Below are 17,097 nucleotides of genomic sequence, written 5' to 3'. Positions count from 1 at the left end.
ACTACGCAGATTACTGAGCGAAGGCGTCGCAACCCATCAGGTGATCCTTAGAAACCCACCATTCATCCGCCAATTACCAAGCAAGCTAATAATTTCTTTTGACATCCGCTGCCTAGGCAGTAACATCTCGTCATACATTCACTGCCTAGGCAGTAATAAGGTGACTTCCAATGCCCCACTTCACCCCTGACAGCTTTCGCAACTGCCACCTCGGCCTGCTCCTTGGCCGGGCGGCGCTGCTCAAGGACCGCATTATCGACACCCATATGGAGCCGTACGGCGTCACTGCCGCGCAGTTCAAGGTGTTGATCATCATTGCCCAGTTCGACGTGGACACCCCGGCAGAGCTGTGCCGCCACCTGTCCCTGGACAGCGGTTCCATGACCCGCATGCTCGACCGCCTGGAACAGAAAGGCTTGCTCGCGCGCCAGCGTTCCGAGCAGGACCGGCGCCAAGTGCGCTTGGTGCTCACCGAAGACGGCCAGCGCCTGGCCGACATGCTGCCGCACATCGGCGCCCAGTCGATGAACGAGTTGGCCGGCGCCCTGGAGCCCGGCGAGCTGCAGACCCTGGAGCGCATCCTCAAGAAAATTCTGGTAGCTGCCGGTGACGCCATCGTCATCCAGCGGGTAGGTAATCAATGAACACACGTGCACTCAGCCTGGTGCTGGTGGCCATGAGCATGGCCGGTTGCGCCAACTACAGCGGCCTCGACACCCAAGGCAAACGCCTGGACGCCGGCACTTTGCAAACGGGTAAGACCTTGAGCTACGTGCCCCTGTCGAGTGCCGCCTGGCCCAGCGCCGATTGGTGGAAAAGCCTCGGCGACCCGCAACTCGACGGCCTGATCCAGGAAGCCCTGCAAAACAGCCCGGACATGCAAGTCGCCAGCGCCCGTGCCCATCAGGCCGAAGCCGCCGCCTACGCTGCCGACGCGGCGCGTATGCCAACCCTGGATGCCAGCGCCGGTGTGACCCGCTCGCGCTTGGCGAAAGACCAGGACCCACGCGGGCAGGGCGATGCCTACTCGACCGTGCGCAATATCGGCGCCAGCTTCAACTACACCTTCGACCTCTGGGGCGGCCAGCGTGCGGCCTGGGAAGCCGCGTTGGGCGAGGCGCGTGCCGCCCAGGTCGACCAGCAGGCCGCGCGCCTGACCCTGGCCGCCAACGTGGCCAAGGCTTACAGCGACCTGGGCCAGGCCCATATCGTGCGCGACCTGGCCAATGACGACCTCAAGCGCACCCGGCAGATGCTCGACCTGGGCAAGCGCCGGCTGAACTCGGGCATCGACAGCCAATACCAGTACCAGCAGACCGAAAGCCTGGAAGCCAGCTCGCAGTCGCAATTGATCGACGCGGAAAAACAGCTGAAAAGCGCCAAGATCGCCCTGGCCGTGTTGCTCGGCAAAGGCCCGGACCGTGGCAATGAATTGGCCCGGCCCACTGTGCTGAAACCCAGCGCGGTCGCCGTGCCCTCGGTGCTGCCAGCCGAGCTGCTGGGGCGGCGCCCGGACCTGATCGCCGCACGCTGGCGGGTCGAATCGGCAGGCAGGAACATCGATGCCAGCAAGACGCGCTTCTACCCCAACCTCAACCTGAGCGCGAGCGCTGGCGCCGAGTCGTTGCTGGGGGATGCGATGTTCGGGTCGGCCAGCCGCTTCTTCAACATTGCACCGACGATCTCGCTGCCGATCTTCGACGGCGGCCGCCTGCGCGCCGACCTTGATGCCCGCGACGCCGACTACGACCTGGCGGTGGCGCAGTACAACAAAACCCTGGTGCAAGCCCTGGGCGATATCGGCAACACCCTTTCGCAACTGCGCGACACCGGCCGGCAGATCCAGGCCCAGCAACATGCCGCGGACATTGCCCAGCAGTCCTACGACACCGGGGTGCAGCGCTACAGCTCCGGGATCGGTAACTACCTGGATGTGCTGAGCATCGAGCAGCAACTGCTGCAGGCCCAGCGTCAGCTGGCAACCCTGAATGCCGCGCAGATCGATCTGTCGATTCAACTGATGCAGGCCCTGGGCGGCGGCTACAGCGCCGACAACGTGGCAGCGACCACCCCAGCCACACGCACGGAATAATTTGAGGTACTTGTCATGGCCACTGCCGAAAACACCAACGCAACCGAACAACCGAAAGACAACAACCCACGCAAACGCAAAGTGATGCTGATCGGCCTGGCGCTGATCGTCATCCTCAGCGTCGTCGGCGTGTGGGCCTGGCACGAACTTTACGGGCGCTTCAGCGAAAGCACCGACGACGCCTATGTGAACGGCAACGTGGTGGAAATCACCCCGCTGGTCACGGGCACCGTGGTCAGCATCGGCGCCGACGATGGCGACCTGGTCCACGAAGGCCAGGTGCTGGTCAACTTCGACCCGAATGACGCCGCCGTCGGCCTGCAAAGTGCCCAGGCCAACCTGGCCCGCACTGTGCGCCAGGTGCGCGGCCTGTACAGCAACGTCGACGGCATGAAGGCCCAGGTCAACGCGCAGAAAGCCGACGTGCAAACCGCCCAGGACAACTTCAACCGGCGTAAAACCCTGGCCCAGGGTGGCGCGATTTCCCAGGAAGAACTGTCCCACGCCCGCGACAGCCTGACCGCCGCGAAGAACGCCCTGACCAACCTGGAGCAACAACTGAAAACCACCAACGCGCTGGTGGATGACACCGTGATCAGCTCCCACCCGGACGTGCAAGCCGCCGCCGCGCAACTGCGCCAGGCCTACCTGACCGATGCGCGCAGCACCCTGATCGCGCCGGTCACCGGCTACGTCGCCAAGCGCACCGTGCAACTGGGCCAGCGCGTGCAACCAGGCACCGCGTTGATGGCGGTGATCCCGCTGAACCAACTGTGGATCGACGCCAACTTCAAGGAGACCCAGCTGCGCGATATGCGCATCGGCCAGCCGGTGGACATCGAGTCGGACATCTATGGCAGTGACGTGAAATTCAGCGGCACCATCGATAGCCTCGGCGCGGGCACCGGCAGTGCATTTGCCTTGCTGCCGGCGCAGAACGCCACGGGTAACTGGATCAAGATCGTGCAGCGGGTACCGGTGCGCATCCACATCAACGCCACCGAGCTGGCCAAGCACCCGCTGCGGGTGGGCTTGTCGACCCAGGTCAGCGTTGACCTGCACGACCAGAGCGGCCCGGTGCTGGCGCAACAGGCGCCGCAAAAAGCCTCGTTCAGCACCAACGTGTATGACCGCCAGCTCGCCGAGGCCGATGCCATGATCACCCAGTTGATCCATGACAACAGCATCGCCGCGCCCAAGGCTGTGCAACGCTGATGAGCAATAACGCCTCCTTCACGCCACCCAGCCTGTTGATGGCCACTATTGGCCTGTCGCTGGCGACCTTTATGCAGGTGCTCGACACCACCATCGCCAACGTGGCGTTGCCGACGATTTCCGGCAACCTTGGCGTGAGTTCGGAGCAGGGCACCTGGGTCATCACCTCCTTCGCGGTGAGCAACGCCATCGCCTTGCCGCTCACCGGCTGGCTCAGCCGCCGGTTTGGCGAGGTGAAGCTGTTCCTGTGGGCGACCATCCTGTTTGTGTTGGCGTCGTTCCTCTGTGGTATTTCCACGTCGATGCCCGAGCTGATCGCCTTCCGGGTCCTGCAAGGCCTGGTCGCGGGGCCGTTGTACCCGATGACCCAGACGCTGCTGATCGCGGTCTACCCGCCGGCGAGGCGCGGCATGGCCCTGGCGTTGCTGGCGATGGTCACGGTGGTGGCGCCGATTGCCGGGCCGATCCTCGGTGGCTGGATCACCGACAGCTACAGCTGGCCGTGGATCTTCTTTATCAACGTGCCGATCGGCATCTTTGCAGTGATGGTGGTGCGTTCGCAGCTGAAGAAACGCCCAGTGGTCACCAGCCACCAACCGATGGATTACGTTGGGTTGCTCAGCTTGATCGTCGGTGTGGGCGCCTTGCAGATCATCCTCGACAAGGGCAATGACCTGGACTGGTTCGAATCCAACTTCATCATCATCGGCGCGGCGATTTCGGTGATTGCCCTGGCGGTGTTCATCATTTGGGAGCTCACCGACAAACACCCGGTGGTCAACCTGAAGCTGTTCGCGCACCGCAACTTCCGCATCGGCACCATCGTGTTGATCCTCGGTTATGCGGGCTTTTTCGGGATCAACCTGATCCTGCCGCAATGGCTGCAAACCCAGATGGGCTACACCGCCACCTGGGCCGGCCTGGCGGTGGCGCCGATCGGCATCCTGCCGGTGTTGATGTCGCCGTTCGTGGGCAAGTACGCGCACAAGTTCGACCTGCGTCTGCTGGCGGGCCTGGCGTTCCTGGCAATTGGCTTGAGCTGCTTCATGCGGGCGGGCTTTACCAATGAGGTGGACTTCCAGCACATCGCCCTGGTGCAGCTGTTCATGGGCATCGGCGTGGCGCTGTTCTTTATGCCGACCTTGAGCATCCTCATGTCCGACCTGCCGCCGCACCAGATCGCCGACGGCGCCGGCCTGGCGACCTTCCTGCGGACCCTGGGCGGCAGCTTCGCGGCGTCGCTGACCACCTGGATCTGGATTCGCCGCGCAGACCAGCACCATGCCTACATGAGTGAAAACATGACCACCTACGACTCGGCCACACGCAATGCGCTGGATGCCTTGGGCGGGGCAGGGCAGAAAGCCTACACGCAGCTGGACCAGATCCTCACCAGCCAGGCATACATGATGTCCACCGTGGATTACTTCACGTTGCTGGGGTGGATGTTCATGGGGTTGATGCTGTTGGTGTGGCTGGCGAAGCCGCCGTTTACGGCGAAGGCGGGGCCGGCGGCGTCAGGCCACTGATCGAGGAAATGTGGAATGCAAGCCCCTGTGGGAGCTGGCAAGCCCGCTCCCACATTTGCGTCTCTGCGCACATCGGCAACTGACCCTATAGGTTGGGAAGTGCCCTGCTTTTAAAGAGGACCTTTCCGACATTATTCGCCGATAACAAATCTTTACTCTCTGGACTTTCGCACCGTCCAGGGATGACAAGGTATGAATACGAGCGTACTGCCGAGCGCTTTCTTTGATCACAGCCGACACAGGCTCAGGGTCTACGGTGTCGATCCGTTGCTCGACGTGCTGGCTTTTCGCGGCGAAGAGCAGCTGAGCCTTCCCTTCAAGTACCACATCGAATTCACCTGCACCGAGCGCGATCTGGCGGTCGACCGAGTGCTGGGCAAACCCGCAACTTTCAGCCTTTTTTCCTTGCCGCCCAAGCCTGTCCTGGTTTGGCAGCCACCTCCAAAAAACAAGCCACTTCGCACCCTGACCGGCGTTGTCACCGGCTTCAAACGCCTGTCTGGTTCCAGTGATGAAGGCCGCTACGAAATCATCCTCGAACCACGTTTGGCGCTGCTGGCGCAGGGCAAGCAATTTCGCATTTACCAGCAGCAATCCGTGCCGCAGATCGTTGAGTACATCCTGCGTAGCCGTCACGGTTTTGAAGGGCAAGATTTTTACTTCCAACTGCTGCGCGACTACCCCAGGCGCGAGCAGGTCATGCAGTACGACGAAAGTGATCTGGCCTTTATTTCACGGCTGCTGGCCGACGTTGGCATCTGGTATCGCTTCGTTCGCGATGAGCGATTGAATCTTGATGTCGTGGAGTTTCACGATCACCAGCGTTACTACCAGTTCGACGTCGAGTTGCCCTATCGACCGCCCTCCGGGCTTAGCAGCGATCAGGACTGTGTGTGGAAACTGCAAACCCACCATCAGGTTGTAGAGCAACACGTCAACGTTCGCGCTTATCAATACCGGGATGCCAATGCGTGTCTCGACGGCGACATCGACCAGACCCGTGGTGCCACCACCACTTATGGCGAGGCATACCACTATGCCGAACCCTACAGCGTGCTCGGGAACAGGCTGGATACCGACGAGGACCTGCCCACCGAAAGCGGCTACAGCTACGCGCGCCTGCGGCATGAACGCTACCTCAATAACCAGACCCGGCTCAGCGGGCTTAGCACCAGTGCAACGCTGGCGCCAGGCCAGGTACTGACCATTACCGGCGGCGCGCCCAAGGCGTTCATGCCCAGGGTGGTGATCACCCAACTGACAACCCGTGCTGCCCGCGATCGCAGCCTTGAAGTCAGCTTCGGCGCCATCCCCTATTCGGAAACCGTGTGTTACCGACCGCCGTTGCAACCCAAGCCAAGTATCGCCGGCACCGTCCCGGCTCGTGTCTCCAACCCGGGGGTGAACGACCCTTACGCGCATATCGACCTGGAGGGGCGCTACAAGGTCAATTTCCTGTTTGATCGCGACACTTGGACGCGCGGCGAGGAAAGCCTCTGGCTGCGCCTGGCCCGGCCTTATGCGGGGGATACTCACGGCTTGCACCTGCCACTGATCGCGGGCACCGAAGTGGCCGTGGCGTTCGAGCAAGGTGACCCAGACCGCCCTTATATCGCCCACGCCCTGCACGACAGCGCACGCCCTGATCACGTCACTCTGCGCAACTACAAACGCAATGTGTTGCGCACGCCGGCCAATAACAAATTGCGCATGGATGACACCCGGGGTGAGGAGCACATCAAGCTCAGCACCGAATACAGCGGCAAGAGCCAGCTAAACCTCGGTCATATCGTAGATGCCGGAAAGAACAAGCGCGGCGAGGGGTTCGAACTGCGCACTGACGGCTGGGGCGCGATGCGGGCCGCAAAAGGCCTGCTGATCAGTGCGGATCAACAGAGCAAAGCCTCTGGCGCGGTCTTGGCGATGGACCCGGCCACGCAGCTGATACAGGGGGCTGCGCAGCAAATGGCCGACTGGCAGACCATCGCCCAGGCCCACCGAAGTCCTCAACCGGCCATCAACGGTTTACAGCAGTTGCAGGCTGACGCAAAAAACCTGGCAGCCCCGGCCATCCTGCTCAGCGCTCCCCAAGGTATTGGCGCGGTTACGCCGTCCAGCCTGCTGCTCAAAAGCGGCGACGCGCTGTACCTGCAAAGCCACGACGACATCCATCTAGCCGCCGCCCGGCAGCTCTCGGCTCACGCCAACCAAGGCATTTCCCTGCTCGCTCAGCAGCACGGCATGCGCCTGGTCTCGGGCAAGGGACCGCTGGAAATCGAGTCCCACGGTGATTTGCTCAATTTGATCGCACAGCAGGACATCAGCGTGCAGTCGGTGCAGGGGCAAGTGCACCTGACCGCCAGGAACGGCATCACCCTGGGGTGTGGTGGCGGTTACCTGCGGATTCACCCGAGTGGCGCAATCGACATCCACAGCCCCGGCAAGTTGCTCCTCAAAGGGCAGCATGTGTGGGAGGGGCCTGCGGGCCAGAGCTTTGCGTTGCGTGAGTTGCCGCAGTCGGTGTGTGAGGACTGCCTCAAGAGAGCACGCGCAAAGGCCATCACCCTTTTGATGCGTGAAGGTTGATCAGGAGAAAGGGAAATGTCAGCACCTATCCCATGGCAGGACCAGGTCGAACACGTATGTGCCACCGCCGGTGTGCACTCCGTAGATCTGCTGTTTGATCAGGCCGCCTGGCACACCGACCTTATCGGGGCGCTGGAGCAGATAAGGCCAGCGATCCCCTGGTTTTCACTGTTCACGGGAACCCCCGAGGAACACATGCTGGACCAGGCCCCCCTATTGATGCGCCTGGACTTGACCCATTGGCGGCATAAAGCCTGGCTGGAGGAACTACTGACTCACGGCGCAGCCGACGCACGCATGTTGGTGGTGATCTCGCCGCTGGCCTTTGAAACCCTGAGTCACGCGCTGCGAGCACTTTCGCAAATCCGCTGGGGCGGTAAAGCCGGACTGTTGCGTTACTACGACCCGCGCAGCTTTCCCTTATTGATGTCTTCGATTTTTACCGACCAACAACGCACTGAGTTTCGGCAACTGGCTTTTTTTTGGGGCTGGTTTGATCGCGATGAGCAAATGCAGTGGCTCAAGGGACATGCATTGGGTGGAAAGAGCGCCGTTCACGTTTCACCTTTTCTGGAATTGAGCGACGAACAGTTCGAGTTGATGGGGTGTATCAGCGATGCGCAGGAGTTAATGAACAGCGGAGAGTTTTACCAAGCACTTGGAGGCCGGGAGCAGCGTTTTTCTTTGTTCTACTCATTAGCCTTGAAGGCCAGTCGGGAAAATTATTTTGGTGATTTTCATGAGTATGTAAGGAGCCGGTTATGAGGTTGAAGCGTTGCTTGCTTTGCTTGGGTTTTGTGGGGTGCGGCCTGGCGGTTTTAATGTTGTTGGGGTGTGCGTTTACCGAAAACAAAATGGTGGCCGGGAATATAGCGGCGATTAATCATGTTGAAGGTACTGCGATTAATTGGTTTTCGGTGAATGGGTATAGAGCGCACGGCGGAGGAGGGAGTTCGTGTTGCATTATTTTGCCGGTTAAGTGGCGGCCGGGGTTGAAGGTGGATGTTGAATGGGAAGTTGATCCGAATAACAATGCTGCTACGCCTCCGTTAGGGACGGAGGAGTTCAAAGCCTTTATGGTCAAGCATAAATCCAACTATCGACGTTACAGCGCATCTGTTGATGTTCCGGAATGGTCTGAAAAAAAATCTTGCGACCTGAAGGTGCATTTCTTAACTTGCAATCGCGTTGCAGTTACTACTGCTTGCGCGATATATGGTCGACCAGATTATCCGATCAAAGAACCTAGGCGCGCAAAGGAGCCAGTTGTATGTGCGAAGTGACGCGTTTCATGATTAATTTTTTTAGGGGGCAGAGTTTGTTTTTCTCGTTACTGGCGTCGGTAGTGTGTTTTATTGGAAAGATAAGCGCGGTTTTGAAATGCCTGTGTGGGTTATTGGTGCTTACATTGTTGGGGTGTACGTTCGCTGAAAATAAGATGGTGGCCGGGAATATAGCGGCGATTAATCATGTTGAAGGTACTGCGATTAATTGGTTTTCGGTGAATGGCTATAGAGCGCACGGCGGAGGAGGGAGTTCGTGTTGCATCATTATGCCGGTTAAGTGGCGCCCGGGGTTGAAGGTGGATGTTGAGTGGGAAGTCGACTCGGATCCTTATGCTTATTCGAAGTGGCCGCCGTTGGGGAGTGATGGCTATAGGGTCGAGCAAATTAAGCATAAAGCTAATTATCGGCATTACAGGGCGACGGTTAATGTTCCAGAATGGCCGGAAAAAAAATTGTGTAGCCTGAATGTTCATTTCTTGACTTGTAATCGAGTGGAGGTGACGACCTCGTGCTGGGTGTACGGTCACCCAAGTTATCCCATCCAAGAACCACTTGATATGAAGGAGCCAGCTGTATGCCCCAATTAGAAAATAACTCAAAGGATAACGTTTTTGGTCCGACTAATTAGTCTTTGCGGCCAGTCGAGAAAATTACATTGGTAATTTGAGTGAATGTGTAAGGAGCAGGTTATGAGCCTGAAGAGATGCTTGCTTTGCTTTGGTTTTATGGGGGGCGGCCTGGCGACTTTAGTGTTGTTGGGGTGTGCGTTTACCGAAAATAAAATGGTGGCCGGGAATATAGCAGCGATCAATCATGTTGAAGGTACTGCGATTAATTGGTTTTCGGTGAATGGCTATAGAGCTCACGGCGGAGGGGGGAGTTCGTGTTGCATCATTATGCCGGTTAAGTGGCGGCCGGGGTTGGAAGTGGAGGTTGAGTGGGAGGTTGATCCTAATTCGTCCGCAGAAATGCCATCTGTTACGTCGAATAAGTTTCACGAGGTTTATGCAAGGCACGCTGAGAGCTACAGGGTTTATAGAGCTGTTGTTGCCATTCCGGAGTGGCCTGAAAAAAAATCTTGCAGTCTGAATGTTCATTTTTTGACCTGTAATCGCGTGGAGGTGACGACCTCGTGCTGGGTATATGGTCACCCAAGCTATCCGATCCAAGAACCACTTGATATGCAGGAGCCAACTGTATGCCCGAATTAAAAAATAACTCAAAAGATAACGCTTTTGGTCCACCTGTTTTTCCTCTCGGTGGCCGATTGCCAACTGACGCGGTAAGGGTAAGCGAGAACTATAATAAGCAGATGGCTGAAGAGAGGTATTTTTGCCGGCAGCGCGATTTCCAAGGAAGGAGTCAACGTTTTGAATGTTGCCACAGCTTGCACGTAAGTTTGTTTTTCGATGGAACCAATAATAACGAAAATAACGACACTCAAAAGGATCACCCTAGCAATATTGCTAAACTTTTTCATTCATCGCTTCAAGGTCCAAAGGCCCAAAAGAGCGGCTATTACTCTTACTACATGCCCGGCGTTGGCACTCCATTTCCGGAAGTAGGCGAGTTGGATTACAGCGAGAAGGGGTTGAAGTACGCCACCGGTGGAGAGGATCGCATCAACTGGGCGTTGGTCTCCATCGCTGATGCGTTGCATTGGGCATTGACCAGGAATCGATTGTTGCAGGATGACTGTGCAGAAGCGGTCACCAAAATGAGCACGTGGCCTACGCCCTTGATGAGTACCCTTGGCCCAAGCAATCGTCGCTCCGTAATGACCAGCCTGCTTGCCCCTTTGAAAGCCCGCGTGCCGGTAGCGCAGCCCAAAGTCCTGGGAATCAAACTCTTCGTATACGGCTTCTCCCGAGGCGCTGCAGAGGCCCGTACTTTTGTCACTTGGCTAAGCCAGCTATTCGACACGCCAGAAGGTGCCGAACTCCCCGAGCAAAGCTTGATTGGGTTGCCCATCAGCGTCGAATTTCTCGGCCTGCTGGATACCGTCGCCTCGGTCGGCATCGCTCACGCCGCGCCGTTTTTTGCAGGGCACATGGATTGGGCTGATAACACTCAATTATTGCCCGACGCCCAGCGGTTCCCTGATCTGGTCAAGTGCTATCGACACTTTGTTGCAGGCTTCGAACAGCGCTCGTGTTTCCCGCTGGATTCGATACGCAATGAAGATGGCAAGTACCCAGCCAACACCATTGAAGTGGTATACCCCGGCGTTCATTCCGATGTGGGAGGCGGCTACCCAAAAAATGATCAGGGCAAGGCACGCGGTGGCACTAATGAATTGGTGTCACAGATTGTATTGCATGACCTGTACGCCGAGGCTTTTGCTGTGGGGGCACCGTTGCAAGTGCCGGAAGCTGCTCTGCCAAGTTCGCTGTTTGATCAAAACACGTGGCGCAAAATGGACCCGAAGACCGCTTCGGAGTTTGTGGTCGATCAACAAATGATCGAACGCTTCAACGCCTGGCGCCAAACCCTCCCAGGCATCCCTTCCGACCCACCCACCGCCACTCCCCCCTGGTCCTACCAACCCATCCAGCTCACCACTACCGTCGAAGATACCCTGGCCGACCAACTGGGCTGGATCACTGGCTGGCGCATCGGCCGTTTTGCCAACGACAGCTACAAACACCAACCCTTCTTCACTCAAGCCCACGAGACCACGGCCTACGATGAGGGCCAGCAACGCGAACACTATGAAGCGTTGATAAGCGGTCTAAAAAAAGACCGTCAACAAGCCCCCGAGGCCGCCAAAAATTATCCCGGCCCGCCCATCTACGAACCGAAGATCGACCAGACCCAACTGAGTCAGGCCGCTGCCGAGTTCAAGGCCGACTACACCGGCAGCAAACGCGAACAAACCAGCTTGAAGGGCTACGTGCTGGACGTGGTGCTGCGCGACGCGATCTACCTGCTCAACGAAGATGACGAAGCCAAGGACCACGCCGCACTCAAGGCGGCGGGCGAGCGACGTTGCAAACAGTTGTTCCGGGATGACCGAGGTACGCCCAGTACGGAAGAAAATATGGCCCTGCTGGTCGCGCTGTTCGACGACCAAATCCACGATTCCCGCGCCTGGTTTATGCACGACGCATTGAAAACCCGTGAGCTGTGGGCCGGTTATTTTTTCTACCGCATGACCTATTTTGGCAATGAAAACAGCCGCGAGCTTTCCCCGGTGGTGGTGGCGGGGCGGATGCTGGGGGTGGCGATGGTGGTTGGGGCCACGGTGTATGGCATCAAGCGAAAAAATGCCCTGGGTGGTCTTGCCGCCGGTATCGGCGGCGCGACCATCGGTTATCAGGTCATCGACAAGGCCACGGGCTTGGTGGTGCCGTTCCTGCCAGGGGCCGAGCAAATCCTCAAGCCAACCGCGCATATCGGCTTGGTGGCCGCCGAGTTGAAAACTCAAATCGCCCAGGAGGATCTGGCTGAGCGCCTGGAACGCACCACTGCCATGTTGCGTGCGGCGGGCAGCTTGTTTGAGATCGACGGGGAGGTGGCCTGATGTTGCCTTTAGTGCGTCTCGGTGATCCTTTGCAGCCCTTTGGCGGTGAGGTGTTGCAAGGCCATTTCCTGGCCTTCGGCAAACCGGTGGCCTGCCTTGGCGACCCCGTCCGCTGTAAAAAGCACGGGTTGAACAAAATCAGTGAAGGCACTGCGGGTTCCACGATGGACGGCAAACCTGTGGCGCTGCACGGGCATCGGTGTGAGTGCGGCTGCCGTTTGGTGAGCACCCTTGCGACCTCATCGATGGGGGTGTCGCCATGACTCGGCCACCGCTGTATCCGCAGGTCATCGCGCCGCGAGCACCCCATTGGCGACGCTGGTGGCTGGCGTTGCTGGTGCTCTTGAGCGTGCAGGCGGCAACCCTGTTTGCGCTATGGCCCGAAGGCCAGCCTCAGGTAGAACTGTGGTTATGGAGTGCAGTGCTGCCATTGAGTTGGACGTTGGTATTGGCGCTGCGTGTATTGGTTTGGCAGATCGCTCAGTTCCAGACGGATGTGTACCGCCGCACCCGTGATGGCGACCTGCAGCGCTGGTGGCGGCGGCGTGGTTTGGGGTTACCGGTGCAACAGGTGTTGTTGCTCGGGCCGGTGGGCGACGAGCAGGCGCAGTACCGCGGGCTGATGGCCGCCACGCCCGTCCCGAAACCGTCGCTGATACCGGGGGCGACGCAGCCTGCGCTACGGTGTCGATTGTCACTGAGCAATCTCACCGACCGCGGCCCTGCCTTGGCCCGCCACCTTGCCCGGTTGACCCTTGCACTTCCTGAGTTATCTGCGCGCTGGCCAAGGTTGTGCGGCGTTGCCTGGGCGGGTGATACGGGCAGCGAGCGCGCGTTCACTCAACAGTTGGCCAAGGCCGGTGTGAGGCTGCCCGATACCCGCGTGCCATTGGCCGATCTGGCCGACCTCGATGCGCTGATTGAAGGCTTTTACCCGCGCTGCCAGGAGGCGGGGGATTGGTTCTTGTGCGCCGGCGTGGTGTCTTTGGAACGCGCCGAAGACCCTGAGCTGCCAGGCGAAGCGGGCTTTCTGTGGGTGGTGGATCGGCAAGGCAGGCAGTTGTTGCATCGAGGTGAGTATCTATTGAGCGAAACGCATGAGTCGCCGGCTCAACTGTGCGCGCAGGTGCAATGTTATGCCGGCCTCGATGGGCCGCCACCCAGCTGTTTGGCATTGGATACAACCAGCCAGCTAACGTTTGCGCAGGGAGGCTGGTGCGCAGCCGAGCACCAACTGAGCATGCATTGGGGCCTGCTGGGGAACCTGGCGCCTTTCATCGGTATGTCGCTGGCGCTGTTGCAGGCGAAGGTGGCAGCTCAGCCCTGCGGCTGGTTGAGTCAGGACGCCGAGAAGCGACTGGCGATTGGGGTGGTGGTACCTCATGGCAATCATTAAGGGTGGACGTAAGGCCTCTTTGGTCGGCGTGGGGTTGGGTTATCTGGTGGTCGCGTGGTTGCTGGTCATGCTCGGCTGCTTGCTCTACGCGTTGTGCAGTGACTATTTCGCTTGGCCAGCGCTGGCGCTCAAGGATCTGGCACTACGAGGCCTGTTCATCGGGCTCGCGCTTTGCTGGTTTTGCCCGCTGATTGTATTGGCTTGGGACCGTGTTGCGGTTGGCTGGGCAACGGGGTTGGTGGCGACAGTGGCTGAGCCCTGGGGTGCTTTTCCGAGTCCTGTCGAGCCTGAAGAAAAACCGTGGCTGGAGGCGCTACGCAAGTCTCTTCGCACGCGGCACGGCTACTTCTGGCGCGGCAAAGTCCGCTTGTTTTTAGTGTTTGGCGAACCGGATCAGATCAGCGCTATCGCCCCTGGCTTGACACCACAGAACTGGCTGGAAGGGCAAGACACGGTGTTGTTATGGGGTGGCAGTGTCCATTCCGGGCTGGACGAGGCAGCCCTTGCACAGTGGCGCGAGTTGAGCCGCTGGCGTGCGCTGGATGCTGTGGTCTGGGCGCTGAGCAGTGAGCAAAGCCTCGATGATGTCGCGATGGGGGAGGGTGTTCGGCATTTTTGCGAACTGTCCCGTGAGCTGCGCTGGCAGATCCCACTGCACCTGTGGCAAGTCTGCGCCAGCCAATGGCCGCAGGCCCAGCGCAGGGTCGAGCCGGTTGGCAGTGTGTTGCCGACGAAGCTGACCGTCGTCGCCCTGCAAGCGTGCTTGCAAGGCTTGATCGAGCCCCTGCGTCAGGCAGGTCTGGCACAGATGCATGATCAGACTACCCATGATTTCCTGCTCCGGCTGTCTCGCGATTTGCAGGCCGAAGGCATTACCCGTTGGCACCAGGCGCTCGCGCCGTTGCTGGGCCAGTCCGCCCGTGGAGTACCTCTGCGTGGCGTGTGGTTCAGCCTGCCGGTGCAGCATGAGCAGACGGGCCATTATTGGCCGGCGGACCCCGCCTGGAACGGCGTACTGGCGGACAAGCCCGTACGGCGTCGAGTGGGCTGGAGCGCCGCTCGCGTGGGTTACGCCGTGACGATGATGCTGATGCTGGCCTGGGGAGTTGGCTTGTTGCTGTCCTTCCCCAGTAATCGCGCGCAGGTTGCGCAGACACACGCTTCGCTCGCTGCGCTGCAGCAATCGGCTCAAGGCGATCAGCAATTTCAGGCCCTCAACGAGCTGACTCGCGTCCTCGCCCGGCTGGACTACCGCGCCGAGCACGGCACGCCGTGGTATCAACGTTTTGGCTTGAACCAGAACCAAGCCTTGCTTGAAGCCCTTTGGCCGCACTACGTCGAAAGCAATAACCGATTGATGCGCGACCCGGCGGTCGAGAATTTGCAACGCCAACTCGACACGTTGATCAACCTTGCACCGGACAGCCCGGACCGCGCCCGCTACGCCCGTGTTGCCTACGATCAACTCAAGGCTTACCTGATGATGGCCCGCCCGGAAAAAACCGATTCTGTCTTCCTGGCCAAGACCTTGAGCGAGGCTGAGCCACTGCGCGCCGGTTTGTCACCCGGTATTTGGCAGAGCCTGTCGCCGACGCTTTGGCAGTTCTACAGCGTGCAGTTGGCTGTACATCCCGAGTGGCGCATCGCGGCTGACTGGCAGCGGGTCGCTCAGGTTCGGCAGGTCTTGCTAGGCCAGTTGGGTCGACGCAACGCCGAAGCCAGCCTGTACCAACAGGTGCTCGATGCCGCCGCCAATCATTCGCCGGACTTGAGCCTGCACCAGATGGTCGCCGATACCGATGCATTGGCACTGTTTTCCACCGACGCCAGGGTCGCGGGGGTGTTCACCCGCCAAGCCTGGGAGGGCCACGTGCGCCAGGCCATTGACGATATTGCCAGCGCCCGACGCGAGGAAATCGACTGGGTGCTCAGCGACAAGCCCATCGATGTTGATCCCGATCTGACGCCAGAAAAACTGCGCGAGCGTCTTACCGAGCGCTACTTCCAGGACTATGCCCGCGCGTGGCTGGACTTCCTCAACAGTCTGCGTTGGCAACAATCCGGACGGATGGCCGATGTCATCGACCAATTGACGTTGATGAGCGATGTGCGCCAGTCGCCATTGATCGCACTGATGAGCACGGTGGCATACCAAGCGCATGCAAGTCACCGTGGCCGCACACTTGGAGACTCTCTGATCCAGTCGGCGCAACAGTTGATCGGCCGGGACGAGACGCCGGTGACCGACGGAATGACGCATGAGCCGAGCGGCCCCCTGGATGCCACTTTCGGTCCGCTGCTTTCACTGATGAGCAACGACGACGGTAATAGGCTCTCCTTGCATGCTTTTCTCACCCAAATCACCCGCGCTCGTCTGAAACTGCAGCAAGTCAGTCACGCCCCGGACCCGCAGGCCATGACCCAGACCCTGGCGCAGACGGTCTTCCAGGGAAAAAGTATCGATCTGACCGACACCCAGTCCTACGGCAGGCTGATTGCTGCCAGCCTGGGTGCGCAGTGGGCCGGGTTCGGCGAGGCGCTGTTCGTGCGTCCAATGGACCAAGCCTGGCAGCGGGTGCTGCAACCTTCAGCGGCGAGTCTTAACCGCCAGTGGCAACGCGCGATCGTGACGCCCTGGCACAGCGCGTTTGCCAGCCGCTACCCGTTTGCCGCTACAGGCAGTGACGCCTCGTTGCCGATGTTGGGACAAATGATTCGTGCTGACTCAGGGCGGATCGAGCAGTTCTTGCAGCATCAACTGAGCGGCGTGTTGCGCAAGGAGGGCAATCGCTGGGTGGTCGATCCGTTGCATAGCCAGGGCTTGCGTTTCAATCCGCAGTTTCTGTCAGCCATCAACCAGCTCAGCAACTTGGCGGACGTGCTCTACACCGACGGTGGCATGGGGCTGAGCTTCGAGCTCCAGGGCAAGGCGGTCAGAGATGTGGTGCAAACCACCTTTGTTCTCAATGGCGAAAAACACCACTACTTCAACCAAAAAGAACGTTGGCAGCGCTTCAACTGGCCAGGCCGTAGCGATTACCCCGGGGTGAGCCTGAGCTGGACCAGTGTGCATGCCGGCGAACGTCTGTTGGGTGATTACCAAGGCACCTGGGGGCTGATCCGTTTGCTGGAAAAAGCCCGCGTCACGCCATTGGACGATGGCGACAGCCTCTATCGCATGGAGCTCAAGGCGCCTGACGGTATCGACCTGACTTGGCATCTGCGCACCGAACTGGATGCAGGGCCATTGGCACTGCTCAAGCTGCGCGGTTTCACGCTGCCTCCACAGATATTTCTGGCTGATGAGTCGTAGGCACAAAACGCGAGTGTGGAATGCAAGCCCCTGTGGGAGCTGGCTTGCCTGCGATAGCGGTGGTTCAGTCGATACATGAGTTGACTGCCCCCCCGCTATCGCGGGCAAGCCCGCTCCCACATTTGGATCGGTGTTCACATTGGATCAGTGGTGTTTG

13 protein-coding genes are annotated in these 17,097 nt (G+C 59.4%); all 13 read left to right on the top strand.

Features of this window, described 5'->3' with window-relative positions:
- Nucleotides 1-170: 170 nt before the first annotated feature.
- The 13 genes from LIY36_RS17375 (at nt 171) to LIY36_RS17315 (ending at nt 16,940) form a co-directional block, all read left to right on the top strand.
- Nucleotides 171-644 carry a MarR family winged helix-turn-helix transcriptional regulator gene (locus LIY36_RS17375; protein ID WP_226456416.1) on the top strand — a complete coding sequence of 158 codons (474 nt, stop codon included), beginning with the start codon at nt 171-173 and terminating at the stop codon, nt 642-644.
- A complete protein-coding gene (locus LIY36_RS17370) occupies nt 641-2,092 on the top strand; it encodes an efflux transporter outer membrane subunit (protein WP_226456415.1) in 1,452 nt (483 codons plus the stop codon). Before LIY36_RS17375 ends, LIY36_RS17370 begins: the two co-directional genes overlap by 4 nt.
- A gap of 15 nt (nt 2,093-2,107) precedes the next feature.
- Nucleotides 2,108-3,307 (top strand): HlyD family secretion protein, encoded by a 1,200-nt coding sequence (locus tag LIY36_RS17365; protein ID WP_192296609.1) that lies wholly within the window; start codon nt 2,108-2,110, stop codon nt 3,305-3,307.
- The gene (locus LIY36_RS17360; RefSeq protein ID WP_192296608.1) at nt 3,307-4,836 is read left to right on the top strand and encodes a DHA2 family efflux MFS transporter permease subunit; all 1,530 of its coding nucleotides are present in this window, start codon (nt 3,307-3,309) and stop codon (nt 4,834-4,836) included. Before LIY36_RS17365 ends, LIY36_RS17360 begins: the two co-directional genes overlap by 1 nt.
- A 192-nt stretch (nt 4,837-5,028) precedes the next feature.
- Nucleotides 5,029-7,422: a type VI secretion system Vgr family protein gene (locus LIY36_RS17355; RefSeq protein ID WP_226456414.1), complete on the top strand. Its 2,394-nt coding sequence runs from the start codon at nt 5,029-5,031 to the stop codon at nt 7,420-7,422.
- Between the two features lie 15 nt (nt 7,423-7,437).
- A complete protein-coding gene (locus tag LIY36_RS17350) occupies nt 7,438-8,187 on the top strand; it encodes a DUF4123 domain-containing protein (protein WP_226456413.1) in 750 nt (249 codons plus the stop codon).
- Nucleotides 8,184-8,705 (top strand): DUF3304 domain-containing protein, encoded by a 522-nt coding sequence (locus LIY36_RS17345; protein ID WP_442962218.1) that lies wholly within the window; start codon nt 8,184-8,186, stop codon nt 8,703-8,705. Before LIY36_RS17350 ends, LIY36_RS17345 begins: the two co-directional genes overlap by 4 nt.
- An 80-nt stretch (nt 8,706-8,785) precedes the next feature.
- Nucleotides 8,786-9,295, top strand: a complete 510-nt coding sequence (locus LIY36_RS17340) for a DUF3304 domain-containing protein (protein WP_442962220.1) — start codon at nt 8,786-8,788, stop codon at nt 9,293-9,295.
- A gap of 102 nt (nt 9,296-9,397) precedes the next feature.
- Nucleotides 9,398-9,919 (top strand): DUF3304 domain-containing protein, encoded by a 522-nt coding sequence (locus LIY36_RS17335; RefSeq protein WP_226456412.1) that lies wholly within the window; start codon nt 9,398-9,400, stop codon nt 9,917-9,919.
- Nucleotides 9,907-12,231, top strand: a complete 2,325-nt coding sequence (locus LIY36_RS17330; RefSeq protein ID WP_226456411.1) for a T6SS phospholipase effector Tle1-like catalytic domain-containing protein — start codon at nt 9,907-9,909, stop codon at nt 12,229-12,231. Before LIY36_RS17335 ends, LIY36_RS17330 begins: the two co-directional genes overlap by 13 nt.
- A complete protein-coding gene (locus LIY36_RS17325) occupies nt 12,231-12,494 on the top strand; it encodes a PAAR domain-containing protein (RefSeq protein ID WP_226456410.1) in 264 nt (87 codons plus the stop codon). Before LIY36_RS17330 ends, LIY36_RS17325 begins: the two co-directional genes overlap by 1 nt.
- Before the next feature lie 140 nt (nt 12,495-12,634).
- Complete coding sequence (locus tag LIY36_RS17320; RefSeq protein WP_226456455.1) at nt 12,635-13,627, top strand: hypothetical protein; 993 nt, start codon at nt 12,635-12,637, stop codon at nt 13,625-13,627.
- A complete protein-coding gene (locus tag LIY36_RS17315) occupies nt 13,614-16,940 on the top strand; it encodes an ImcF-related family protein (protein ID WP_226456409.1) in 3,327 nt (1,108 codons plus the stop codon). Before LIY36_RS17320 ends, LIY36_RS17315 begins: the two co-directional genes overlap by 14 nt.
- Nucleotides 16,941-17,097 lie beyond the last annotated feature (157 nt).

The organism is Pseudomonas sp. AF03-9, from assembly GCF_020515815.1.
Classification (GTDB): Bacteria; Pseudomonadota; Gammaproteobacteria; order Pseudomonadales; family Pseudomonadaceae; genus Aquipseudomonas.
This window is presented reverse-complemented; position numbering and strand designations above follow the sequence as displayed.